Below are 25,813 nucleotides of genomic sequence, written 5' to 3' on the forward strand. Positions count from 1 at the left end.
AAAGACTATATAGTTCTGAGTAAAACTTAAAATATAAAAATTTGGTTTTTAGAAATTGTTATCTTTAGATTTTTAGAGAGGTTTTATTTTAAAAATCGGTTTAAAAAATTTCTTCTTTTTTAACTGAACTTGTAAATACTCAATATCCGTCTTTGATTAAATAATCCAAATGCAATCGAATATCAGATTCATCGTTAGAATTTTCCACAAAATCATCATGTACAACTTTTTCGTTTAAGACCTGAGTCAATTCAGCATCACTTTTGACAAGATATACTCCATTAAAAATCGAATAATTTTCAATCCATAACTCCAATTTTTTAGATTCAGAGAATATAATACATTTATGATTTATGCGTATTGAATCGGAAAGCATCTTTCTAAAATTGGTAAGATTGATAAATTCTTCATTTTCGATTCCATTCAAGTTTAAAATATATAATCCGATAAATTCTTCTAAAATGGATAAAATAATATCTCGAACGTTCAAGATAGAACGGTTATCTACAACCCCTGACAACTTAATCAACATTACTTTGACAGACGCTCCGTGTACGTTGAATATAACGAACTCATTACTAACTTGCATTCGTATTCCTCATGTTTTAAATTTTATACTCTTACGCATAAGAATGCCCAACAAATATCAATAACGGATTCAATACAAAAATTGCCCCTACTCCATTTAAAACTTAATCTGGATACTATAAATTAAATATATAGAATATTCTATTTTTTAAATAATTGAATCTGAAACGAACACAAACCAACTTATCATTTTTGAAAAAATTTAGGTTTGTCCCAGTAAACGGAAACACATTTAAGATTAAATCTGATTCACAGAAAAGTTAATTCTTTCTATGGCGAAACAACTAAAATAATTTCAAAAAATAAAGTGTTTATTGAGACTTTTTTGAAATGAATTTTTAAATTTACCATATTGAAACACTTTCTAAACTTTAATGTATTTTCTAAAACATTTGACATAATTTATAGTTTATAAAATTCCACGAGACCATTCACAGCATTCTATAAAAGGACCACTTTTTTACGATTCGCCTTTTTATACCTACAAAACCCACAACTCATTTAGGATTTTATGTTTTTCTAACTTATCAATTCGAATTTACAATTAGAATTCGAATACTTTACTTTGATAATTTCACAGAACATTTAAATCGAAAAAGATTAATTCTATTTTTATCATTGATTAGAAACATTTCAATTTTAGGATTTATAGATATTCAAAATACAACTGAACAAGCAAAAAAATTTTATGCTGTCTTAATAAGATTGAAGCCTTAAGCTTTTATGATAAAAACTTATCTCAAAGCAAATTTAGATACTCTGTGTTATATATAGTAGTCTGAGAATTTAAATTAGTTTACTAATTTCTAAATTAGAAACTTAGCTTAAGGAGTTAATCTGAAATTGAAAAGAAGATAAATCTGTAATTTGTGTAGGTTTTCCGTAATAAAATCCCTGTAAAAAATTCGCTCCGTAATCAATCGCAATACTTTCCAATTCCGCGTTTTCAATTCCTTCAAAAACCATTTTCTTACCAAGGGAAAAAAGAACCTGAGAAATCGCCTTTAAAACACTTCTTTTACTTTGGTTTGTATCTACTCCGATAATTAAACTTTTATCTAGTTTTACGTAATCACATTCAATTTTTTCAATTCTAGAAAAATTAGAATTCCCGATTCCAAAGTCATCAATTGCAATCTGAAAACCAAAATGTTTTAAAATCGCCATTTGTTCGATGATGAGGGAAGTTTCTTCATAACGACTTTCTGTTATTTCCAAAATGACGGAACTGGGATGTAAATTTAACTGAGAGAAATAGGAAATCAAATTGTCTGCAAATTCAGGATTTTTCAACTGAAACGGTGATATGTTGATCGAAATCATAGGATTGAAAGAAAAAGAATTATTTTTTCGGATCTGAGACAAATCTAAAAGAGCGTTTTGAATTACCCAGGTTCCGATAGAACTGATCAGGCCCGACTCCTCCGCCAAAGGAATAAAAATATCCGGACTGATCATTCCTTTGGCAGAATGATTCCAACGAGAAAGAGCCTCTAAAGAATGTAAACTTTTGTCTTTTGAATTTACGATCGGTTGGTAATACAATAAAAGTTCTTTTTTATGTACCGAATTTCTAAGAGATAAATAAGTTGCGATCAAATTGGAAGAATCATTTTGATTTTGAGTAGCATATCTACTGAAAGGAGAATCGATCACTTTTCTAAGATTTGCCCTTAAACCTTTGAGGATATTGAGAGGACTTACATTCGTTTCGGAGGTATGCAATCCTCCGATGGAAAGTTTTAGATGAAACTCGTGATTGTCTATTTGAATCGTATTTTTCATGTAAGAAATCAAACTAGAAGGAATCCAATTGATGTCTACATCCGGCTTATTGATTTGATACGCAAAAAAAATCTGATTTGTAGAAATTCTAAGACCTACGTTTTGACTATTCGTAATGGTCAAAAATTCAGTATGTAAATCTAAAAAAACTGCTTCATATATTTGAGTTTCATATTTATGAAGAAATGGATGGTTATAAATTTCAATATTGATGAGATAAAAGTACGTTTTTTCTAATTTTAAAGTGCGAACTAAATCATGTTTTAAAGATCGAAATCTTTGAATTCTATTTTTCTCTGAACTGGATAAATTGCGTGTAGTGGATTCTATATGAGCAAATACGTAACCCCCCTTTGTATTGATTTCAAAATTAACTTTGTAGATTCGATCATTTTCGGATCGAACCATAAGTTGAATGTTTCTATCATTCTTAAATCTTCGAAACGTAGAAACATTAGAATTGCCATAATCGATAAATCTTTCCACAGCTTTTTTAAGTTTTGGATCTAAATCTAATAAAGAATTATAATTTGGTTCCGAATAAAGTTGTTTTCCCTCAAGATTATACAACGAATAACTATATGTATCCGATGTAAGAGCTTTATTTTCGGTGTAAAGATCGCTGTACTCAGAAATCATGGACTTTATTATATAGTAAAATTTACCCCTTTCTTTTCATCTTATAATCTAAAGTTCAAAAGAAATTATCCAATCTCAGAAATCTACAGATAAGTTCTATTAAGATTCTTAAACTTGTAACTGAAAGAAAGTAATGTAAGATTGCAAACGACAAATCTTTAGAATCGATTGCTTCAAATTCATATTCAAAAAAGACAAAATTTATTTTATCAAAAACACATCTACATTTGGAAGGATTCTGTTTAAACCGAATGATTCGTTTATTCTACTGCTTATAAAATTTCGCATTTCATAAAAATTACAAGTAACCTTAACGACTATAAACCTGTAAAAGATTTCAAAAGCAAATCGTAATAAAACGATAAAATTAAACTTTATTCTCAAAACGATGAGCCTAAAAAAAGATTTTTAATCTGTAAAATATATAAAGCGAAGAGATCCCATTTTGTATTTTAAAATAGCTTTAAATATTTTCTTGTTACGAATGAAATTAATTAGTTTATTATTTTCAAATCTAGGAAGTAAGATAAATTGACTTGCAAATAAATAAAATTCAAAATAAGTATCCTTGAATTCGACACGATTTAATTTATTTGGCTATGAATCGCCTTAAATAGATAGAAATGATTCTTTTTAATTTCATGAATCAACAGAACGTTAGATACAATTAGACCTTTACTGAATTTGGTGTATCACTTTCGAAAGCTCTAAAGCAATTTTCAAAATACTTAAACCGAAGTAGATAGTGTTTTGAAGACTAATTAAAAAATGAAATGTATTTATTTAAAATTGAATATCCTTATATTATAAATAGAAAAATTTAAAGGTATTTTAATGATAAGTGTTCGAATTTTTTACATAAAAAAGAAACTTTTCATCTACTGAAGCAATCTTTATCTATAAAGTTAATAATCAAAATAAAAGTATCCACGAATATTAAAAATTTCTTTTACAATTTAAATGTCATTTTCACATTCGTATATAAAATGATTCCTTTAAATTGAAATCGAAGTTCAATTTAAAGGAATCTTGGGTGAGCTTGCTTAAATTTTTAATTTAGAGATGCATTTTGATTTTCTCGAAAAAATAAATGTAAGAAAACAAAAAGCGAACAATGGATTATGATGAATATTTTAGATTCGATATTAAATCAAGAGATCTTATTGAGCTTAATAAGATTTGGTGCGGGCTTCGCTTTAGTTTTAGGAATTGGAAATTGGATTCGAGCAAGAAAACAAATCGATTATCTGATATCGTCAGTTTTAATCCTCACTGCAATTTTTCAATTTATAGATGAATCCACGTTAAATATGATTCCCCAAACTTGGCTTCGCAAACTTCTCTTTTTAATCGATATTGTCGCTTTGGCTGCAAGTGGAACCCTTATCTTTTTAATTTCCACTATGAGTTTTAAAAGATATTCTAAACTTCCTTTAATCTATTACTGGAACCTGATCGGCCCTTTGATTCTTAGCCTTCCAATCGCCACTTTTTATGAACAACACGGAAATAAAGAACTCGAATTTTTCCTTTTTGCAGCGGATTTATATGTATTCGTATATTTCGTGATCGCAGTTGCGAACATCTTCATCGATAAAAAATACGAATCTTCCACGATAAGTTTCAAAACAATTCTGAGTTTGGTTATTTTAATTTCTCTTTGTATTCCTCTGGAAATCCTGGGAATCGTCTTTGAAAACAAATCCCTCATTTTACTTTCCAGTGTACACACTACATTTACTGTCATTTTCTATTATTTTCTAACCTTAATTCGTCCCAATTTGTTAGATATAATTTCTTCAGAATCTGGAAAAAACTTTGTTAAACGCTCCCTTTTACACGATGTAGACATAAACGCTCTCGAAAAAAGACTAATCCATATTATCAAAGAAGAAAGAATTTATTTAGACGAAGACATCCGCCTTCCGGATGTTTCAGAAGAACTTGGGATTTCTGTACATCAACTTTCTTTCTTTTTAAACAATCATCTAGGTATGAATTTCAACAATTATATCAATCGATTTAGGGTCGAAGAAGCAAAATCGATGCTTATAAACGACCCTTCTCGATCTGTGGTTTCCGTAGGAATTGCAGTCGGCTTTAATTCAAATTCTTCTTTTTATAAAGCTTTTCTAAAAGAGACCGGAATGTCTCCAAAACAATTTAGAGAAACCCAAACAAAGGTAATCCATTTTCAGTCTTCCTCTACAGATATTCAATTTAGAAATTAAATTTTGTCTATGATTAAATTCGATCTAAGATGGAGTTTTTCAAGGCCTCTTTCTCTGGAAAATTTCAAATTAATAGGACATTCTAAAATAGCATATCTGATATTTATAATTTTCCTATTTCTAAATTATATTTACCGATGACCAGATTCAAAATTGAGCGTTATAATGAAATCAGTGGAAATAAATCGCCTTAGCGGAACGCCATTGCCGCAAAAATTCCATAAAATTGCGGTTTGCGTTTTCAAAAATTTTCTCAAGGGAATTCATTCTAATGTTCAGTGCAAATAGTTTATTCAATGTTATATTCTCTCTATTTTCAGAAATGAACCTGTTCTACGCACATGCGACCGGAGTCGGGATTGGAATCGTGATGGCGATTACGAAACTCTACACCGGAAGAAAAGACGAATTCAGTAAAGCTTATGGAACCATTCTTTTAAGTGTTAGTATCTTTTTAATGGCAAACAATAGAGTAATCTTTCCACAACAAATAGATCCAAGATTATTGAAAGATTCCTTGTTTTTAGGAATTTACTTTGGTTTGGTTTTGTATGCTTCTGCGGCGGTTTTAGTTTGTATGATGTTCATTCTAGATCGTCTTCAAAATCCTTGGTATTACTGTAAGCGACTGACTGCAATCATTCCGCTTGCATTGATCACTGCATTTTTTTTACCCGGCACAGTTTATATCTGTTTTTGTGATTCAATTGCAATTTTAATCACACTCTACACATCTGGTTGGTCCATTTACAAAATCCGTTCTTCTCAAAAGTCGAACGTTTTTTTCAACTTCCCGTTTGTAACACTCATGATTACTTCTTCTTTGGTTTTAGATTTAGTTGGAACTGTAATTCAATCTACAAAGATGCTTATGTTTTCCGAACTCATTCCGGGATTTATGATTGCTTATATTACTTTAATTGAACGTTTTTTCCCAGTACTTTTCGGCAAAGCTTATGGAGAACCCAACAAAGTGTTGATGGATCAAGAACTTATCGATTTTTCGGATGATGATTTACTGGAGTCAGAAGAAGAAATTCAATCTGAATCTACTAGAAACATTTTAGAAGGTGTAGAACTAGAAAAAATTGAAGAGAGAATTAATTCTTTTTTACAAGTAAGAGGTTATGCGGATGAAGAGCTTAGATTGCCCGATTTTGCTTCTTATTTAGGTCTTTCTACTCATCAAGCTTCGTATTATCTCAATAAACACATGTCGATAAAATTCGCAGATTTTTTGAATATGAATCGAATTGAAGACGTTAAGCGAAATCTTCGCAATAAGTCTCACATGAATTTACTTCAGATTGCGTTAGAGTGTGGTTTTAATTCGGCTTCTTCATTTCACAGGGCTTGCGTAAAATTTACCGGTAAGTCTCCAAGAGAATTCAGAAAACTTATCAATTCCGATAATTAAAATTCTATTTTAATTAATAGGGAAATAGTTTCTTAATCGTTAAAAGTTTATTCAGAGTATTCCGATATATTCTAGATTTGTAATAGTTTCCACAAATTACGTTTTTTATCCTTTTTTTAATTTTAAATCTTACCCTTTACGATAAAACTCTTCAAATAAGTTTCCACTTTCAAAAAAACTCTGCCTCATCTAAAAATCAAATTTACAATAAAATAAGGAATCCGTTTCTATTTTATTTACATATATCTTTTTTCGTTTTCTTAAACTGGACGACTTACGTTAAATTATATTTTCAGAATATAGAAATATACGATTAAATCACATAAAAATTTTTACTTGAAAATTCAACTATTGCTGTGACTTTACAGTACGGTATTGATTGTATAAAGAATCGTCTGAATCAAAAACAGATTCTGTCACCGCAAGAATTTCCCCAGATTGCAAAGACACAATTCTCAATTGCAGTAAAAATGATTGATCGTCAAATTGTACCGTTCCTAAAAGTATCAAATCCGCTCCGGATAACCTTCCAATCTCTAAATTTTGATTAGAAAGTACCAATCCCGATTTTTGAAAACTTTGTTCGTCGATCAACCGTCCTAATTGGGATTTTTCCACTAGTAAAATTTTCCCGGGATCGTACATTTTGGTGATAAGCCGTGAGGAAATTGTTGTTCCCAAAGCTGTAATCAGACCGTTTTCATTAAACAAAGGTAAAACAGCTAACTTAAACATATTCTTCTTTTCAGGAGAAAGATTTTTGCTACTAGTTTCAATTTGTTTTTTTAATAAATCAGAAACTTCTTGTAATACAACATCTAACGATTTTAGAATCTTCTTTTTTTCAAAACGATGCCCGTTTGTACATTCAACTAGAAACGACAATAAAAAAAATATAATAAAAATATAATATTTCATTTAAAATATTTTACCGAGGCAACTGATCCCAACCAAATTATATTTCACTAAACCAAAAATGGAAAGTACAAATACAATCCCATTATCGTTTTTATTTTCTTAAGATTCTGCGTTCTCAAGATTTTAGAGTGAATCAATCCTTATACGTTGTCCGTAATTTTAGAACTTACTTTCTGTCAGGAAAGAAAATAATCATAGACTACTACAAATTACATGAGTCCCTTGAGAATCCTAAATAGATCTGCGGTTACTATAAATGTGCCAATACTACTTCCTATCTGAGGAAGCATAAATACTAGAAAAATACGTATGACATTATTTTTCCAATATCCTTTCCAGTGTTCTGAATCCTGTGCAATTTTTTCAAAATCTTCTACTAAAGGTTTACGCAACCAAGACTCACATAACGCAGCAACCCAACCCGGTTTGATAATTGGATTAAAATTACCTATTGGAGCCGCAAGAAAAGCAAGGATTATAGATAAAGGATGAGCAAGTGAAACAATTGCACCTAACGCGGCAAGGCCTCCTTTGACCAAAATCCAACGCAGAACAAATTCTTGTCCTTGTTGTTTCCCTCCGAAATAAAAAACGGTCAAAATCAAACCTAAAAAAATTCCAGGAATTAATAGACCTTTCCAACGATCTAAGATCGTTTTTTCCGGGAGTTCATCCAACTTGGAAATATCTTTTTCTTTTTGGACGTGATTCAGAATTCCTTGTAAGTGACCTGCTCCCACAACTGCAAAAACTTTTTTTCCTTCTTTTGCAGAGTCTCTAATTTTTTGAGCAAGATAAGAATCCCTTTCGTCTATGATTACGTTTTTAATCGACTCATAACGTTTTGGAAGTTGAGAAAAAAGATCTTTGAGAACGTCTTCGGATTTCATCTCTTCTATCTTTTCTTCCGATATGTCCTCTTTTACAAAAAGAGAAGTCAAAAGTGCAGACAGAAGGAACAATCGATTGAAAATTCCTATGTTCCACCAGGCTCTTTTTAAAGTAGTAGAAACTTCACGATCGATTGGTACGATTTTCGCACCTATTTTTTCGCCCTCATCGATCGCCATTCTCATTTCATCTCCTGGACGAATAGAACCCTTACCTAATTTCTTTTGAAACGCCGAAAGGATAAGACTGGAAAGAAGGAGATACATTTTTCTTTCTTTAAAAACTTTGAATATATCCAATTTCTTCCAGTGTTCACTGTCTTTCAGAGAACGTATTCTGGAATCACAAAGTTCGACACAAACCGTATCCGGTTTTTCTTTTCGAATAATCCTTTGAACCTCGTCTATACTTTTCTGGCTGATATGCGCTGTGCCTAGAATTGTTACATTCGTTTTACCTAATTTGAAAGTTTCGAACGGTTCTTGCGATTTTGAAACTTTTTTACGTTCTGATTTCGTTTTAACTTTAAGTGTTGTTTTTGCCATCCCAAAGCAAAATATAAAATCGGGATCCGAGAGTAAAATGAAATTCTATCGTTTTTGAGTTCAAATCCGCCTTCCTAGTATTTAGCACCTCGGATCAACATAAAAAAGTATTGAAGAATTAAAGACCTTCGTATAATGTTTTGTTGCTCTTTTAACACGAAAACGAATACCGGGATTCAAATGCTTACAAAAGGATCTAAAGTAGTTAATGTAGGAATTGCAGATATGCAGGGGGCGCAGTCTCCCGAAATTTTAAGAACCACCTTAGGTTCCTGCATCGGCGTAGTATTTTACGCTCCTGATAAAAAAATAGGAGCCATGGCCCACTTCATGCTTTCTAAAGATCCAAGCGGAAAAGATTCGCAAAAGAATCCTTTCAAATACGCGGAAACCGCAATTCCACTTTTAATCAAAAAAATGAGCGAAATGGGATGTAACTCAGGAGAATATTCGGTAAGACTTTTCGGAGGAGCCTCCATGTTTAAAGGAGTTCAATCCAGTTTTTTACAAAATATCGGAGAACAAAATATTCTTACCGCTAGAGCTATTTTAGAACAAAATAAAATTCCTTTGATCTTAGAGGACGTCGGAGGAAACGACGGTAGAACAATCAGCCTATACTTAGACGACGGAAGGGTTCTTTTAAAAAAAGGCGGGTTTGAAAAGTATCTCTATAAGGTCAGGTAAAGAAAATGAAAGAAAAAATAGACCAACTCTTTTTAAACGACGCTCAACTTCCTAGAATTTCATCCGTAGTTACAAAAGTAATGCAGATGATTCAAAAACAAGACGTTGCGATTCCAGACCTAGCCAAAGAAATTTCAAACGATCCAGGTTTGACCGCAGACGTAATTAAACTTTCTAATTCTGCTTATTATCGAGCTGCAAAACCTATCAAAACCGTACAAGAATCTTTAATGACCTTAGGAATCAAAACGGTAAAAGATATAATACTATTAACCGCAACCAGAGGAATTCTTAAAAAAGATCTCAAAGGTTATCAAGTAGACGCGGAAGATAATTGGATTCATTCTCTTACAGTAGCAGAACTTTCCAAAAGAATCTGTGAGCAAAAAAAACTAAAAGTAGATGCTGACCTTGCTTTTACCGGAGGGCTTTTACACAATATAGGAAAAGTAATTCTTGCGGATTTTTTTCCCTCTGTGATTATCAATCTTAGAGAAGAGTTAAAAACTCATTCCGTATCCTTTGGAGAATTGGAAAAAAAACATTTCGGATATTCTCACGAAGAAGTAGGACAGCAACTATTAGAAAAATGGAATTTTCCAAAAGAACTAATCCACGTTACACGAAATTATAGCCAACCCGAAAATGAAAAGGAATTTCCAGAATTGGTCTCGGTGATTCATGTTTCTCATTCCATTGCGGTAACAGCCGGCGTGGGAATCGACATCGCGGGTTTAAGCATTCCAATTTCCAATAAAGCTTTGCAGATTTTAGAGATCTCGGATTCTGACTTGCAAATGTATTATACGGTTCTTCCAGAAATACAAAAACACATCCGTGAGTTAATCCAGGCTTGAAAAAAAACTTCGCTCTGATCGGCCCCAGAGGAGTCGGAAAATCTAAAATTTCTCGCAAACTTTCTAAAATTACAGGGATACCAGTAGTATCTACCGACATGATCGCAGTCTACGAGATTGGTGGAATGTCAATTCCTGATTTCATCCAAAAGAATGAAGGAGATTGGAGACCATTTCGAGATTTAGAATTTGAAATTCTTACTAAACTTAAAACCTCTCAAGGAATCATCTTAGATTGTGGAGGTGGCATTTTGTTTGATTTGGATACCAAAGGAAAAGAAATCCTAAGTGATCGTAAAACTACTCTTTTAAAATCCATTGCAGTGGTTTTTGGTCTTTCCAGGCCCACAGAAATTTTAGTAGAAAAGATCCAAAGCGATCCTACTCGTCCTCCCTTGAGCGCAATTCAATCTTATCGTACTATCTTAGAAAGTCGTTTACCTCACTATCAAAGCATTTCGGATTATTATTTAGAAATAGATGATCTGAGGGTAGAAGAGATTTGCTCTATAATTCTACAGAAAATTGAATATTGAATTGACACACTTTGGATATATTTGGTTCCCTTTTTTCAAAGCTTTTAGAAAAAGAATATCAAAATCGTATAAAGGCAACTAACGGCCTCAATACAATATGAACAGGGAATTAAGATGTCAGAATTGGAAGTGCCAAAAAAGAACAAACATTCTATCGAAAGACTGATCAAGATAATCCGTCAGCGAAATTATAAAAAAGCTACGGCTTATACTTACATGAAGTATAACTTGGATTTTCTTCACTTTGCGGATAAACCCGCAGAAAAAATCACAGTCAAAGACCTGAATCGTTATATGGATCATTTAAAGAAAAGGAAAGTATCCTCTTCTACGATTCAGATCAACGTAAGTTCCTTAAAAATGTTTTTCGAAGATGTCATGAAGATGAATTTATTCCAGGACTTTCAAAGACCCGTCCGGGAATATAACAATCCCAATGCGATCACCTATAAGGAAATGCAAAATATTTTAAAAACCGCCTCTTCCAATGCGAAACATGAATTGATGTGTGGTCTGGTTTATTTCGGAGGTCTTCGTGTAGGAGAATTGATTTCTCTTCGGTGGGCGTATATAGACACAAAAAGAAAGTCGATTCAAATTAAATCTCCAATTCTTTCTCAATCTAGAACCGTGGAAATTCCAACCGAGTTAGGATTTTTGATTAAGAAGTATGAAAAAGAAGTTGCCAACTCTTCTTCCAACGCATATTTGTTTCCAGGAAAAAGTTTAGGATCTCATACTACTTCTAGAAATGTAGAAAGAATTATTTCTGAAATTGGTAAAAATTCAGGTATTTCAAGTCCCGTTACAGTTTTTACTCTTAGACATAGTAGAGCTTTACATCTAATCGCAGATGGTTCTTCTTTAAATCAGGTGAAGGATTTTTTAGGACACAAAACTCTGGCAAGTACTGAATCTTATTTACCAGTAAAGAAAAACCTAAGAGCTGCCGTCAGAGAAAAATCAAGACAAGACGCTCTTAAAAATATTCGTAAGAAATTTAAAACACATTAAAAAAAATAGATATAGATTCAAGTGAGTTTTCTTCTCAACTTTTCCACTTTCTAACCCTTCTCTTTTACATAAGAAGATTGTTTTTTTAAACCTTTTTTTCGTAATATCGGACCCAAAATAAACGCTGTCGCAGGGAAAAAATTTCCGATCTTTGCAAGAATTCCCCGACTACTTGGAATCAAAACTTCAAGAGGTTTTTTACTTAAAACCTTACCTAAAATGAGTTTAGAAACCTCATCCGCAGTTAAAAATGTATTCCCCGAAAAAGTCATGGAAGCTTGTTCATAATCTTTTTGTAAATCTAACATTGGAGTTTTGATCGCATCCGGACAAACAACGGTTATATGAACATTCTTTTCTTTTAATTCTTGAGCGATAGCAAGAGTAAAACCCCTCACTGCAAATTTTGAAGTAGAATATAAAGAAATTCCAGAAATAGGAGCCACTCCCGCCAAGGAAGCGATGTTTATTATATGCCCGGATCCAATGGCCACCATTCTGGCAGCGGCTTCCCTGGTTCCATACATAACACCCTTTGTGTTGATGTCTATATGACGATCGATATGATTTGTAGGAACCTCGTAAATATAACCCGGTAAAAGATAACCAGCAACGTTCAGAAGTACATCTATCTTTCCCCATTTTTTGATCGCAAGATCCATTACTTTTTTCCAATCGCCAGGAGACGTAACATCTAACTTAGAAACAAGCACTCTATCTTTTTCATTTTTCCAAGGAGCTGCAAACTTTTTAAGTTCTTTCTCATTGATGTCAGTAATCAAAATCGAATGTCCCGCCGCAAATGCTTCCTCGGCTAATTTTTTTCCAAGTCCACCTGCACATCCGGTGATAAATAAAATCATATTCTTTTTTCCTAATTTAGCTTATGGGAGAACCAAAAGACAATTTCCCGAAACTGAATGTGGGAGCTGTCCCAGGAAACAACCAATAACTTGTCATCTCAGAAGACGGCATAACGTTATAAAAATCAGAATTTCTAGAAGATACACCTGCGATTTCTTTTTCTTGAACCATAGAAATGTATTGGTCTAATCCGATTTCGAGAGTATTTCCGTTTAATATGACTTCCATACCGGTCGCTTTTGCAAATCTTTTTACACCTGGAATGTTAGACTTTAACGGAGAATAACTGTCCGCACTCACTCCGTTTTCACTCGAAACAAAAATTCCCTCGGGAGTATGAGCCACAAGAGAATGGTTACCTGCAGTGTGTCCTGGTGTACTAATCAAAGCTACACCTTGGCCGAGTTCAACATCTCCGTCTAACACCAAAATACGGTCACTTGCAACTCCACCGGTTCCATTGGGGCAATACCAATCAGATTGAGGAGGAAGAAGCCCTTGAACCGAATCCCATTCCTTTTTCATAATTAAAAGTTTTGCATTTGGAAAATATCCCCTTTCCCCGTTTGCTCCTAACCATTTACGAATGTCTTGGGTATGTAGATGATCATAGGAAATATAATCGACTTTTTCGGGAGAAATTCCTGCGTCTTGTAAACATTCTTCCACAGTGTTTAAAATAGGAGCGATAATCTTTTTACCGATGGATTGAAACGGTCCAAAACTTCCAGCAAGCCTTTTAAAAAAAGGAGTTTCTGCATTTGCGTCAATATCAGAAGGAGAAAATAAAAGTGTTTTGATTCCATCCGAAGTTTTATACTGAACGATAAACAATCGATTCAGAATGTGCATATACGGAGTTGGAAGACTATAGGCATTCAAAAGCGCATAACGTGTTGGATAAGGAACCCTGACTAAGTCATAGGATCTATAAAATACTACTTGGGAACCAGAAAGCATTTTTTCCCTAAATTTACGGGCCCTTTTACGAACGTCTTCCAGACGATCCACTGGATGTGGTAAATCTCTTGAACCTAAAAAATCGGAAATAGATTTAATTGAAGTATCTTTTTTTATCTTGGAAGCGGTCTTAGTTGTAGATGCTTTTGCCATGTATTTTTGCTCCTTATAGAATTTTGTTATTAAAGAACTTTATTTGAAAAAAATTAAAAAGGTTTATAGATTACGATATAAGTTACAAGAAGTCCTAATAAAGGAAAACCGAACCAAAACGTTTTTCCCAAAGTAGGTTTTTTATAAACTAGAGTCAGAAGTCCACCATAGGCTAACCAGATTATAAATTTTGCAACTACCCAACCGGGCCAAGGCCATATAATTCCAAGCCTTGCAAGCATTCCAAATCCACCTAATAAAATTAAAAAAAGACCAATTCCATGTGTAATTGCTACTATTTTACGATTGTCAAATTCTTTTGTACCACCATTTAACACGTGTAAAGTTACCCCTCCCAGCGCCGTAAAAAGCAGAAAGATTCCAAAAATGTGAATCATTTTATAGATTGTATAAGAAATCATAGACTCGTTTTTCCCCATTCTTAATTGATATGGTCCAGAGAGTTCAAAAACCATGATGTATTTTTTGAAAAACATAGGACCAAACATTTCCTAAGTCATGTCGCACACCAATCTTTATGAAAGAACTGACTTTGGCAACGATTGTTTATGAAAAATATAAACTTTCTTCAAACATATAAAAAATCCAAAGAATTCTAAATCAAAATGTTTTGAAATTCTTATAATTTTGTCTGTCGCCACCTATTTTTTTATATGACCATTTATTTTAAAACACTATGTATTAAAAGCACTAATACTCTAATTATTAACAAAGCTTATTTTCTATAGCTTAAGAAATGAAGAAGTTCTTTAAATTATTTTCACTTCTAATTATTTTTTCTGAAAAGGCGCATAACTTCACATAAAGAAGTCATTCAAACTCAATTAGGTTTATAATTGGCTAAATCAAACATTTGTCAATATGTCAACAAATCCTCAAAAATTATTATCTTGTATTATATTTTCCTTATGAATAAAATTTCTTTAAAAGATTGAAATGCATATTAAAAAAAGTATAATATTCTTAATTACTTTAGCAACAGGCATTGGGGACATCTTCGCACAAAATGTAGACATTACAAATCCTATTTTAAAAGATAAAGACTTTGAAATGTTTTTTCGGATAACAAAAAATAACGTCGATTCTGCAACAGTAAAAAACGCTTTGTTAACTCAAAACTCTTTAGTTTTCAATCGTTCCTTAGGTGGTATTAACTTATTTTTTGTTCCAAAAATGGGAAATTTCAAAGGGAAAGGATTTGAATAGGGAATGGGAATTCAACACGGTTTTTATAAAAGTAATATTTCAGCCTCCTTTGCAAAACTAAAATCAAATAACCTTCAAGATAGCAAATTGACAAATACTTCACTCGCTGTTGAAATAAATTCAATAAGGAACCAGCTCGATAAAATTGAAATAACAAACTACCTCTATAATTCTAATCAATTGAATACTACGAAGATTGGGTTATACAGGTAAAGTTTCTCTTGGTATGAAAGTAAAAATAAATTTCTTTCCAATCTGGGATTTCGTATTGGCGTAAAACTAAATCGTAACTTTACAAGATTGAATTCCTTTTATGAAATTTATTCTTTGGAAAAAACACTAAAAATCTCTACACTACCCGCACCCATTCAAGAAAACTTAACAGATCTGCTTCCTACACAAAAAAAATTGATTATTATGAATTATTTTTAAACGGAATCATAGAATTAAATTATACTTTTGAATTTTCGAATAAACATAAACTATCTCTAAATGTAGAACACTTTCAAAGTATAAAGAATAATGGAAAATATACCTTTGAAGAAAAAACTTTGAAATTCTGCCGTTGTCGGCTCTGAGTCCTTATCTATCTAGTAGAGATATAAGATCGCAAATTTCAATTGCGGCTATTCTTCGTTATTAAAACGAATTCATTTATTTTTCTAGAAGATGTTGTACGCCAACCCAATTACCGATCGGAGGAGATTCAATATATTCCTGACATCTTTTACGATAAAGAATTGGAACAATGTCTTCCGGAAAAACCTTGAGCGCTTGTTCAAAGTTGATCAAAGCTTCTTGAAAGTCGGCAACCTTGTACAAAATGATTCCTCTCGTAATTAAAGATAGAGTCGCATCTTTCAGTTTTCGTACAGAAGGCGCATCCGCTTCATAAATCTCATAGATGATAATCGGATCTGTTTTTCCTTTTACGACTACGGAATCAATTTCACGAATCGCAAGACTATCTGCGATGGTCATTGAAGAAAGTGTACTTTTAGTAATCAATATATCCGCACGGTAGAGATTAGTTAGACTTTCTAAACGAGAAGCTACGTTTACCGTGTCCCCGATAACAGTCGTGTCCAATCTAGATCGACTCCCTACGGTTCCAAGCATTAGATTTCCAGTATTAACTCCAATACCTATCTTTAATCCTTTAAAGTGGGAATCCTTCGCTTGTGCATTAATTGTTTGAACTTTTTTTTTCATTTCGATTGCGGCGAGAATCGCTTTATCCGCAGACGTTTGATGAGAACGAGTATTTTCCCCATCTCCGGAAAACAAAGCAAGAATTCCATCTCCCATAAACTTATCCACAAAACCTTCGTGTTTTTGAACGACCGGTTCCATACTTGCTAAATAGTCGTTGATAAAACGAAAGTTTTCTTCTGGAGTCATCTGTTCTGAAATTGCAGTAAAAGAACGAATATCCGTAAATAAAACGCTCATTTCTTTCAGAACAGAATCTCCTAAATTAACTTCCACCGCGGAATCTTTACCAAGAACGTTTAAAAATTGAATCGGAACAAAACGAAAAAACGCATTTTTTTGTCTCGCTAATTCTAACTTCTGTTGACTGAGTTCTATGTTTAAGTCTTCAGATTGGCGATACAAAGAAATGAATCTGTTGGCTAAAATGGTAGTCAACGCGACTACAAAAAGAAAATAAGCAAACTGAGTAAAACGGATTCCAGATTGAAAGAATATGGAATCGATCACGTCGTAAACCGCAATAAAAACTACGGTAAACATACTAGTCGCAAGAAGAATGGCGTCCTTTTTGCGAAGATAAACCACCTTACTCATGAAATAAAGAAGATAAACAAGAGTGGGAAGTATGGAAATCTGCCAAAGCCTCAGACTTGTCATGGTATAACGAAACGGCTCTACTAACGTAGCCATAGCAATCACTAAGTTTAATATTAGAATTGCAAATAGTACTTTCGAAAACTTTGCTCTTCCATAAAAATAATCTTGCATAAATAAAAGAAATAAAGGAGCCAGAAGGGAAACAGAGGAATATTCAATTCTTGTAATCCAACTAGTATCATAAATTACTTCAAACGCGATATTAGATCTTGAAAGAGAATATAACGCCATAAAGACACTGAAGATTCCGAAATAGAGATTGTATAAATCTTCTCTTCTTTTTACGTAGATCAAAAGATGATAAAGACCAAAAAAGACGTATATCGTATTCAGACAAAGGTTGATTAAGGTAGAAATTTCGCCCGAAAGTTTTTGTTCGGTCGTAAGAGAATAGTCTCCGTCTATATAAAAACCTAGATCCACGTTTTTAGATAAAAACGAAGCGGGAGCGTCTCCAATCAAACGAAACGTCAGAATATTTTCTCCGTATCTCAAAAGACTGGAGTCCACGGGAAGACGGAAACCACGAATCGTTCTTCTTAAAATCATTTCGCGAGAAACATCTAAATGAATTTCTTGAACTAAAGAATGATCATTTAAAAATATTTCCCAATTTTCTCCAATGGATTCTAAATACAAAAAAATCGGTTTATAAACTTTTGTTTTTTGAAAATCAACTTTGATCTGAAATTTGGTTTGTAGAGTATATTCTTTCAAACCGGTTCCAACTGAGGTTTCGAAAATTTCGTTTAAAACAATTGGGAAGTCAGAAATTTTTTTAGATTTCGGAAAGGTAGAATCAATTCCATATAGGTATTCTTTTTGAAAACCTTCGACTGCGATCCAGTTCCCTTTTCTCAAATCGATCGGTTCTTGACTTTCAGCAAGGATCCAGAAAGGTATGATTATACAAAAAAAGAATAGAATCGTTTTCAAAGTTAATGTTTTCCGTTTGAGAAAATGTGGTTTTTAATAGAAAAGTATATAAATTAGAAGTTGATGTTGTCTAATTTTCAACATTTTTATTTAAAAACTTTGGCATGATCTTTCTGCTTTTTTGGAAAATCAATTGTATTCTATATTTTTAATTTGGAGGAAATTGAAATGTCAGATTCATTAGTAGGAACGAATCTTCCCGAGATCAGTTTAGAAAGTACGGAAGGTAAAAGAGTAAAACTTCCGGAAGATATTCAAGGTTCTTGGACCCTTCTCTATTTTTATCCCAAAGATGATACTCCTGGCTGCACTAAACAAGCCTGCAATTATCGAGACAATATGGGAGAATTTAAAAAGATAGGGGCCAAAGTTTACGGAATCAGTCTGGATGCTTTAGATTCTCACGGGCAATTTATCCAAAAGTATTCTTTGAATTTTCCTCTTCTATCTGATCCGGATCATAAACTTAGCGAAGCTTTGGGAGTTTATGGCGATCAAGAATGGAAAGGAAAAGTTTTCAAAGGACTTTCCAGAGATTCCTTTTTAGTTTCTCCGGATGGAAAGATCCAAAAAGTTTGGAGAAAAGTTGACCCGACAACTACGGTGCAAGAAACTCTCCAGGAGATTTCCAAGTCCATTGTATAAACTTCACTTTTTAATTCAGGAATATCAACTTACAGGACACTATCTTCAAGTAGAATTGGAGGTAGAGTCCTCTCAAAATGAAACCATTTTTTGTCTCCCTGTTTGGTCTCCCGGATCTTATATGGTCAGAGACTATTCTAGGCATATTCATAAACTAGAAGCTTTTACTTTTGGAAAAAACGGAAAGAATCTAGAAATTTCACAAATCGGCTTGGACTCTTGGAAAATTAAAGGCGAAGAGAAATCTTTTCGTCTGCGTTATGTGGTCTATGGCTACGATTATTCGGTTCGTTCCAATTACTTTACCACAGATTTTTGTATTTTACATCCACCTGCTTTATTTTTATATCCAAAAGACCAAATAGTTTCGGAAATTACATTAGAAATTTCAAATACTCTTCCATTTGAATTCTGTCACTCCGGTTTAAACGGCAAAGGTAAAAAACGTTTTTCTAAAAATTTAGACGAATTTTTAGACGCACCTATTCTATTGTCCAACCGAGAAGCAATCCATTTTCAAGTAGGAGAATGTGATCATGAAATTGTTCTTGAAGGAGAATTATCTAAGTCCGTTCAAAAAACCTTAATCCCAGATCTTCAAAAAATTACCGCGGAACAAATCCGTTCTATGGGAGTTTCACCAAACAATCGTTATTTGTTTATTTTAATTCTTTCGGAAGGGACCTACGGTGGCTTAGAACATTTAAATTCTTCCGTAAATATGTATGATCCTTTGAAAGCAGTTTCGAAAGACGGATACTTAAAACTTTTGGAACTTTTATCCCACGAATACTTTCACCTATGGAATGTTAAACGAATTCGTCCCATTACTTTGGGGCCCTTCGATTATCAAAAACCTAGTCTAACAAAAGAGTTATGGATTGCAGAAGGTATTACTTCCTTTTACGACGCGTATTTTTTAGTTAAAACCAAACACCTCAATCCGGAATCCTATCTTACAAAAGTTATGGAAGATTTACAAAGTTTAGAAAAATCGGAGGGAGAATCTTGGATGAGTCTTGAAGATTCTTCTTTTACCGCTTGGACTAAATTTTACAACCGCCCGAATGATCCCAACGCAAATAACACTGGAATTTCCTATTATGTCAAAGGTGGGATTTTAGCTCTTGCCATGAATCTTCATCTTTTATCGGAAACTTCTGGAAAGTATTCTCTTTTAGACGTGATGAACGAAGTCTATCAATCCTTTCACGTAGGCAAAAATAGAGGTTTTACAAAAATTGAATTTTTTGAAACCGCAAAAAAACGTACCGGAATCGATCTAAAATTAGAATTCGGAGATTATCTGGATAAACCGATTTCAATTCCGATTGAAAAGTATCTTCACAAAATTGGTGTTAAACGATTAGACTCCAATCCTGGAATAGAACTCGGTTTTGGAACTAGAGAAGAAAGGGGAAATCTTTTTATCAATAAAATCGATTGGAAGTTTTTAGATTCTTCCGTAGATCTGAGTTTAGGAGACGAATGGATCGCTTTGAACGGGATTAGGATTTATTCCGGAAATAGAAAGGATCTTCTGAAACAGTGCAAAACTGGAGAAAAGATAGAACTTTTAATTTCGAGAAGAGGTAAAATTCTTAAACGTAAAATGAAACTTTCCAAAAGATTTCAAACGAGTCAGTTTAAATTTGAGGATCATCTTTCCGAAGAACAAACTAAGTTACGAAATCTTTTTTTCGAGTCTAGTAGTTTTAAATCCTAAGCCGATTTAAAACTACTATTCTGGATTTTTTAGTAGTTCCTAAAATGTAGGAACTACTACTTTTTTATTTTCTTCCGTAAACTTACATTTAAGTTCATATAACATGAGTTCTATAATTCTAGTTAGTCGTCCCAAAACATAAAGTCTACAAAGATTTGATGCTGGAAAGTTCGGAAACGTTCAAATGAGATTCTTTTTGTAGGAACTCTAGTGATATAATCTTGGCTATTACACTTAAACATTCATTTCCCGTGATTAGAACTTATAATAATTTCTGCATTTATAATAAAGTGCTAAAACTATAATTTATAAATTTTCTAAGAGCCTAAATTTCAAAGTTTCGTTGTAAAATCAAGAGTTATGATAGTTCCTAGATTTTCAAAGTTTTACAGTGAAATCACTTGTAGTAGTTCCCACAATCTAAAATTTTGGATCTATTTTTATGCTGCGATTGAAACATCATTCAAATTACACTAGAGTTGTTGAAAAATTAACTCTCCATCTGTTTCATGGAAACAGATCAATTGAAGAAGTTTTATTAAATTGAATTTTTCAACAAATCTACTATATAAAATCCAGAATAACAAAAAATGAAACACCATTTTGGAGATTTCTTAGATAGAACTTACGGGCACTGGACAATGGTGCCTAACGTAGAAAGACACAAATATCATCAAGACGATTGGTCTCAGGTTAGAAATTCGGTTTCAGTTGCAACCATTTACGGTAGCGATTTAAACTGGAAGTCAATCGGGGCTTTACCCAAACTAGAAGAACTTACACTCCATCAACCAAATAAAGAACAGTTAGATTTTATACCCACTCTTTGGGGACTCAAAAGATTAAGAATTACTCATGCTCGCCCCAAGACGATTGACTTCCTAAGTAGACTTCAAAACATAGAAGAGCTAGTTTTAGAATACGTTTCCGGTTTTGAAAGTATGGGGCCGATCGGAAAATTAAAAAATCTCAGGGCTCTACATATCGAAAACGTTCGAAGAGTAACTAACTTTTCCGGACTTAGCCTCGCCAAAGAACTTCGTTATCTCAGTATTTACGGCACTTTAGATTGGAATCAGCCGATTGAGGGTTTTGATTTTCTTTTCGAATTAAAAAAATTAGAATGTTTTCATCTTGCATTTGTAAGATCACTTGCAAAAACTCCGGCTTTAGAAGCCTTGGCACGTTTAAAAAATCTTAAAGAAATTTTTATACCTGATAACATTTTCGTTTTATTAGATTACGCTTTAGTAGAAGTAGGTTTACCTAATGTAAAAGGTTCCACTTTTCTACCTTTTGAAAAGTCCAAATCAAGCCTTGATATAAACGGAGAATGGTTCAATTTATTAGGCAAAAAAGCCGGAAGAATTAAAAGCACTTCTCCAAAAGCAAAAGAGAAATGTGAAGCACATTTAAAAGCCTACGAAGAAGCAAAACAAAATGCACGCAAACTTTTAGGCAAATCCGCCACAAAATAAGACGGCAATAAAAGTCACTTTGTAAACATTATATTTTTTACAATTAGAAAAGTAGAAATTCGTTTTCTTCCCAAACACATTCAAAAATAATGATATATTTAGCTCTGAACAACAAACTCGATATAAAAATTTATGGGCATTCAAAAAAGAAAAACTATAATCTTTTTACTAAACGTTAAGTCATTTTAAAAGTTTAAACGCATGTGTCCAGGATTGAGATAAAAATCCGGGAATACACCAAAGAATACAAAGTGGTTCGATCGCTCTGGCCGCTTCTACCTTTCCCATGTCCTCCGTATCCCAGCCGAAAGTATCTAAAATTTCCTTCGCTTGTTTTTTAGAAGAATTTTCATTCCCACAAATAAACATACTCGGCCTACCACCTTCAAACTGAGGATTCACCATCAAACTACTTCCTACGGAACTAAAACATTTTACGAAATTAGCTTTAGGAGCTTGTTTTTGTAATCTTTCCATTAAAGATTCGTTATACGATGTAAAAAAATTTAGAACACCGTTTTGAGGGGGTATTTCCGAAATAGGATTGGTTGTGTCAATAATCGTTTTTCCGTTAAGAGAATTGATTCCAGCTAACGTTAGCACTTCGGAAGCCACACTCCCTTTAGAACACAATACTATAATTTCACCAAAGCTAGCTGCTTCCGAAAATGAACCGATTGAAGCTCCTGTTCCCGTTTTTGCCAACCAATCTTTAAGTTTTTCAAAATCTCTCGTACCAATTTTCACTTCGGCTCCGTATTTCAAAAATCCATTTGCAAGAGTTTGACCAACAATTCCGGAACCTAAAATTCCTATTTTTTTACCTTTCATAAGCTTTCCTTTTTCATTCTATTTTGATTTATTATTTTCAAGGAATCACATAACAAAAAACTTATAGTATTCAATTCTATAAGATTAGTAAAACTCAAAATTTACTTCTCTAAAATAAAAATTCATTATTATTAACGTATGTTATCGAACTTCAAATTCTTTTTGTTCTGAGTTTGTAAAAATAGATTTTTAACTTTTATAAGATCTGCAAAACTTATTTGGACAAAACCCTTTTTAGATTTATAAAGGTTCCCAACAGTAATATCAAAAAAAATCTTCGATCACGTGGAACTATTAACTTTCATTCAAAACAAGTTCAGTATAAAAAAATCTGGGCGAATCCGGCGTTGCCGGACCGCGCTTTCAGCTCCGATCAATAAATTGAGGGTTTAATTGAAAACAAAATCTCTTTCTGAATTCAATTTATTGATCACGCCTCAATCGCTTTCGCATTGGATTATCGAAAACACGTTAATCGGCTCTTAGTCACAACATTTATTATGGGTACTAAAATTTATAGGAATCAATAACTATATCAAACTTACGTTATTTAGATCTATAAAACAGAGTGTTCAAAGTCATAGTATTATATATAGGAATGAAAAACCATAAATTGGCACAAATACATCCATCGCCGTATAAAAACTAGAAATATAATTTCATCAGCTTTTAGAAAATTTTGTTTCTCCAAATATGGGAAACATTAATTCATTTTTTATGAATTAATAGAATTATTAATTTAGAAAATATTAATATCTCTTCTGAAGAGCCGATCGTCAACCGTTAGACCAGGTAATTCTGGCAATTGTACCCGAACGAAAAACAATGAATATAACATCCTTTTGAACGACCATTTCTAAAACGTGATGAATGATTTGATTCGAAAAATTGGGATGACCTTCTATATCTGGGAATACAAGAACCGGACCTGATTTTAATTCCCCGTTTTCCGCAAATACACACACTAAACTTTGTTCAAAACTTTTGTTAGATACTATCGCCCAAATTCGATTGGACTCATCCACGTCAAATGTTCTGACAAAACGATTATTCAACACAGAACCGGATATTTCGAATTTTTTTCCCACTTCGTTTAACAAATGAAAAGCCGAAGACACGTGATATTCAGTTTCACAAACGATCCAGGGAGTATGGGAAACGAATTTCCACTTTGAATTTTTAATCTTTTGTTTGAATATACCTCTGGGAGATTTAAAATCTGAAACGTTAAAAACAAATAATTCTTCGTCTCCGGTAAAAATTATGGAATCGTTATGAATGGCCGCATCTACAATCCAGGTGCTATTAAATCCATCGTTAGCTATAACCTTATCTTCTTTATGCGATAAAATATCATGCAAACGGAATTGTTTTTTGCTCTTATATTCCGTATTATCATAATAGTTTGAATAATAAAATATAAGATTTTCCTTAAGAACCGCCAAGGCCCACCCTTTTCCACCTTGATAAGAGTTTTCGAGAGATAAAATCCCTTCTGCAGAAAGTTTGAATTTTAGATAACCTTCTTCATAATAAATTAGAATATCTTGATTTTCAGAAATATAGATGTGTGGTTTTCGGATATTTTTTTCCGTAATTGGGATGGTCGACACTTTCTGGACCTGATTGGAAGAAATTCTCCAAACGGACACGGCTTTAGTGCTTAACGTTCCACCGTGTAAAACGATAAAAAAGTCTTTTTCCTTTGATACCTTACAAGCTTGAATATCCGGCTCGTCGATTCCGTCTTTGAACGAATTGAGTATTTCGATAGATTGAATTTTTACTGAGTCCATAATGTTTTTCTATCTTCGTTTTTGAACATTTTCAAATTGTAATCATTTGTTTAAATTAGAACGAAAAATTTCATTGAGTTTAAATCCCAAAGAAATTAGAGCATTCACTGCGATCCTTAGAAAACATCATCAGTTTTTATTCGCCAAGATTTTCTTAAGCCAAATTCGCATTAAACTAAACCAGAAATTGCTAATTCAAGTTTTACACAAATAAAAGAGAAACAAATCATAATCTCAGAATATAAAAAATATATGATTGAATCTCTTTATTTGGAAAATATTACACAAATTCCACCTAATATATAATTAGGCGGCGACCGTAGAAGCGGATGTGTGTTCCACAAGAACTTCCGAACCTCGGAGTATTTTTTTCCCTTTTTCGGTCCAAACTGCTCTTTGGATTTTAATAATTTTTAAAAGATGTAAAATTTTCATAATTTGATAAGTAAAATCCAATTCGAACCAACGAAACGCGAAGTTCGGAGAATTTGGATGAGCGTGATGATTGTTTTGGTATAATTCTCCTGCGATCATAAAATCCACAAATAAAGTATTCTTAGAGTTGTCCGGATTTTTTTTATGATTTCTATATCCATACATATGACCACACCAGTTAACGATTGCTCCGTGTAACGGCCCCATGAGCCAATGAATCGGCAAAAGTAGATACCAAGCATATTGCCCTTCAGGGACAAAATAAAAATAAAATAAAGTATAAAGTGTTCCACAAAAAAGTCTAAAAGTCCAAGAATTACTGAGAACGTCAATTGCAGGCCATTCGGGATAATTTCCTTTAAACTCTTTCTCAACGCTTGCTGTTTCTTCTAAAATCGATTCATAATTGAGCGCAGTTTTCCACATCATATCCAAAAAACCTTTAGAGGTTACAGGAGAATGCGGGTCCTTACCTGTATCGCTATAAGCATGATGTTGTCTGTGCATAATCGCATAAGCGCGTGGGTTTAAAAAAGAAGAACCTTGGGCTACACAAGTAAAAATATAAAAAAACTTCTCCCAGAATTTGTTCATTTTAAACATTGCGTGTGCTGCATATCTATGAAGAAAAAACGATTGAGCAAAAGCGGATAAAAACCAGTGCCCAATGAAAAAAGATAGAATGATTCCCATTTGGTATTAACTCCTATTGAATAAATAGAGACTATTGATGGAATAAGGTTGCGAATTATTTCGAAAAAAGAGAGTTTTTTTACTTATTT

21 protein-coding genes are annotated in these 25,813 nt (G+C 33.0%); 10 read left to right on the top strand and 11 right to left on the bottom strand.

What is annotated here, in order from left to right:
* Positions 1–139 precede the first annotated feature (139 nt).
* Entirely contained in the window at positions 140–532 is a 393-nt protein-coding gene (locus LEP1GSC059_RS09015) for a hypothetical protein (protein WP_017213511.1), read from the bottom strand.
* Positions 533–1,407: 875 nt separating this feature from the next.
* The gene (locus LEP1GSC059_RS09020; protein WP_017213510.1) at positions 1,408–3,012 is read right to left on the bottom strand and encodes an EAL domain-containing protein; all 1,605 of its coding nucleotides are present in this window, start codon (positions 3,010–3,012) and stop codon (positions 1,408–1,410) included.
* Between the two features lie 1,124 nt (positions 3,013–4,136).
* Between LEP1GSC059_RS09020 and LEP1GSC059_RS09025 the strand changes: the two genes are divergently transcribed.
* On the top strand, positions 4,137–5,243 hold the full coding sequence (locus LEP1GSC059_RS09025) for an AraC family transcriptional regulator (RefSeq protein WP_020980663.1): 1,107 nt from the start codon (positions 4,137–4,139) through the stop codon (positions 5,241–5,243).
* Between the two features lie 271 nt (positions 5,244–5,514).
* Positions 5,515–6,660, top strand: coding sequence for a helix-turn-helix domain-containing protein (locus LEP1GSC059_RS09030; protein WP_017213508.1), 1,146 nt, complete (start codon positions 5,515–5,517; stop codon positions 6,658–6,660).
* Between the two features lie 348 nt (positions 6,661–7,008).
* Here LEP1GSC059_RS09030 and LEP1GSC059_RS09035 read toward each other — a convergent pair whose 3' ends face one another.
* Both LEP1GSC059_RS09035 and LEP1GSC059_RS09040 read right to left on the bottom strand, forming a co-directional pair.
* Entirely contained in the window at positions 7,009–7,578 is a 570-nt protein-coding gene (locus LEP1GSC059_RS09035; RefSeq protein WP_002180084.1) for a FlgO family outer membrane protein, read from the bottom strand.
* Between the two features lie 209 nt (positions 7,579–7,787).
* Positions 7,788–9,014, bottom strand: coding sequence for a TraB/GumN family protein (locus LEP1GSC059_RS09040; RefSeq protein ID WP_020980688.1), 1,227 nt, complete (start codon positions 9,012–9,014; stop codon positions 7,788–7,790).
* Between the two features lie 180 nt (positions 9,015–9,194).
* Between LEP1GSC059_RS09040 and LEP1GSC059_RS09045 the strand changes: the two genes are divergently transcribed.
* From LEP1GSC059_RS09045 to LEP1GSC059_RS09060, 4 genes are all read left to right on the top strand, one after another.
* Positions 9,195–9,701, top strand: coding sequence for a chemotaxis protein CheD (locus tag LEP1GSC059_RS09045; RefSeq protein ID WP_002155807.1), 507 nt, complete (start codon positions 9,195–9,197; stop codon positions 9,699–9,701).
* Positions 9,702–9,706: 5 nt separating this feature from the next.
* The gene (locus tag LEP1GSC059_RS09050; protein ID WP_017213507.1) at positions 9,707–10,558 is read left to right on the top strand and encodes an HDOD domain-containing protein; all 852 of its coding nucleotides are present in this window, start codon (positions 9,707–9,709) and stop codon (positions 10,556–10,558) included.
* Positions 10,555–11,094 (top strand): shikimate kinase, encoded by a 540-nt coding sequence (locus LEP1GSC059_RS09055; RefSeq protein WP_017213506.1) that lies wholly within the window; start codon positions 10,555–10,557, stop codon positions 11,092–11,094. Before LEP1GSC059_RS09050 ends, LEP1GSC059_RS09055 begins: the two co-directional genes overlap by 4 nt.
* A 114-nt stretch (positions 11,095–11,208) precedes the next feature.
* Positions 11,209–12,108 (top strand): tyrosine-type recombinase/integrase, encoded by a 900-nt coding sequence (locus LEP1GSC059_RS09060; protein WP_020980655.1) that lies wholly within the window; start codon positions 11,209–11,211, stop codon positions 12,106–12,108.
* A 50-nt stretch (positions 12,109–12,158) separates the two neighbouring features.
* Here the strand turns inward: LEP1GSC059_RS09060 and LEP1GSC059_RS09065 are convergent, their stop codons facing one another.
* From LEP1GSC059_RS09065 to LEP1GSC059_RS09075, 3 genes are read right to left on the bottom strand one after another with little or no spacing between them, the layout of a single operon-like run.
* Positions 12,159–12,971, bottom strand: coding sequence for an SDR family NAD(P)-dependent oxidoreductase (locus LEP1GSC059_RS09065; protein ID WP_017213505.1), 813 nt, complete (start codon positions 12,969–12,971; stop codon positions 12,159–12,161).
* 16 nt (positions 12,972–12,987) lie between these two features.
* Positions 12,988–14,085 carry an MBL fold metallo-hydrolase gene (locus tag LEP1GSC059_RS09070; RefSeq protein WP_017213504.1) on the bottom strand — a complete coding sequence of 366 codons (1,098 nt, stop codon included), beginning with the start codon at positions 14,083–14,085 and terminating at the stop codon, positions 12,988–12,990.
* 53 nt (positions 14,086–14,138) lie between these two features.
* Positions 14,139–14,507, bottom strand: a complete 369-nt coding sequence (locus LEP1GSC059_RS09075; RefSeq protein WP_036027005.1) for a hypothetical protein — start codon at positions 14,505–14,507, stop codon at positions 14,139–14,141.
* A gap of 535 nt (positions 14,508–15,042) precedes the next feature.
* Here LEP1GSC059_RS09075 and LEP1GSC059_RS09080 point away from each other — a divergent pair.
* On the top strand, positions 15,043–15,312 hold the full coding sequence (locus tag LEP1GSC059_RS09080; RefSeq protein ID WP_017213502.1) for a hypothetical protein: 270 nt from the start codon (positions 15,043–15,045) through the stop codon (positions 15,310–15,312).
* A gap of 654 nt (positions 15,313–15,966) precedes the next feature.
* Here LEP1GSC059_RS09080 and LEP1GSC059_RS09085 read toward each other — a convergent pair.
* Positions 15,967–18,120 (bottom strand): adenylate/guanylate cyclase domain-containing protein, encoded by a 2,154-nt coding sequence (locus LEP1GSC059_RS09085; RefSeq protein ID WP_002179730.1) that lies wholly within the window; start codon positions 18,118–18,120, stop codon positions 15,967–15,969.
* 168 nt (positions 18,121–18,288) lie between these two features.
* Here LEP1GSC059_RS09085 and bcp point away from each other — a divergent pair, with 168 nt between their 5' ends.
* The 3 genes from bcp (at position 18,289) to LEP1GSC059_RS09100 (ending at position 21,969) form a co-directional block, all read left to right on the top strand.
* Positions 18,289–18,765 carry a thioredoxin-dependent thiol peroxidase gene (gene bcp / locus LEP1GSC059_RS09090; RefSeq protein ID WP_002179995.1) on the top strand — a complete coding sequence of 159 codons (477 nt, stop codon included), beginning with the start codon at positions 18,289–18,291 and terminating at the stop codon, positions 18,763–18,765.
* Positions 18,758–20,491: a M61 family metallopeptidase gene (locus tag LEP1GSC059_RS09095; protein WP_017213500.1), complete on the top strand. Its 1,734-nt coding sequence runs from the start codon at positions 18,758–18,760 to the stop codon at positions 20,489–20,491. The genes bcp and LEP1GSC059_RS09095 overlap by 8 nt, the downstream gene beginning before the upstream one ends.
* Before the next feature lie 590 nt (positions 20,492–21,081).
* A complete protein-coding gene (locus LEP1GSC059_RS09100; RefSeq protein ID WP_017213499.1) occupies positions 21,082–21,969 on the top strand; it encodes a leucine-rich repeat domain-containing protein in 888 nt (295 codons plus the stop codon).
* 180 nt (positions 21,970–22,149) lie between these two features.
* Here LEP1GSC059_RS09100 and LEP1GSC059_RS09105 read toward each other — a convergent pair whose 3' ends face one another.
* The 3 genes from LEP1GSC059_RS09105 to LEP1GSC059_RS09115 all read right to left on the bottom strand — a co-directional run bounded on the left by LEP1GSC059_RS09105 (position 22,150) and on the right by LEP1GSC059_RS09115 (position 25,724).
* Positions 22,150–22,800 carry an NADPH-dependent F420 reductase gene (locus LEP1GSC059_RS09105; protein WP_017213498.1) on the bottom strand — a complete coding sequence of 217 codons (651 nt, stop codon included), beginning with the start codon at positions 22,798–22,800 and terminating at the stop codon, positions 22,150–22,152.
* Positions 22,801–23,576: 776 nt separating this feature from the next.
* Positions 23,577–24,596 carry a hypothetical protein gene (locus LEP1GSC059_RS09110; RefSeq protein WP_017213497.1) on the bottom strand — a complete coding sequence of 340 codons (1,020 nt, stop codon included), beginning with the start codon at positions 24,594–24,596 and terminating at the stop codon, positions 23,577–23,579.
* A 306-nt stretch (positions 24,597–24,902) separates the two neighbouring features.
* The gene (locus tag LEP1GSC059_RS09115; RefSeq protein ID WP_002179815.1) at positions 24,903–25,724 is read right to left on the bottom strand and encodes an acyl-CoA desaturase; all 822 of its coding nucleotides are present in this window, start codon (positions 25,722–25,724) and stop codon (positions 24,903–24,905) included.
* Positions 25,725–25,813 lie beyond the last annotated feature (89 nt).

The sequence above is a fragment of the Leptospira noguchii serovar Panama str. CZ214 genome, from assembly GCF_000306255.2.
GTDB classification, from domain to species: domain Bacteria; phylum Spirochaetota; class Leptospiria; order Leptospirales; family Leptospiraceae; genus Leptospira; species Leptospira noguchii.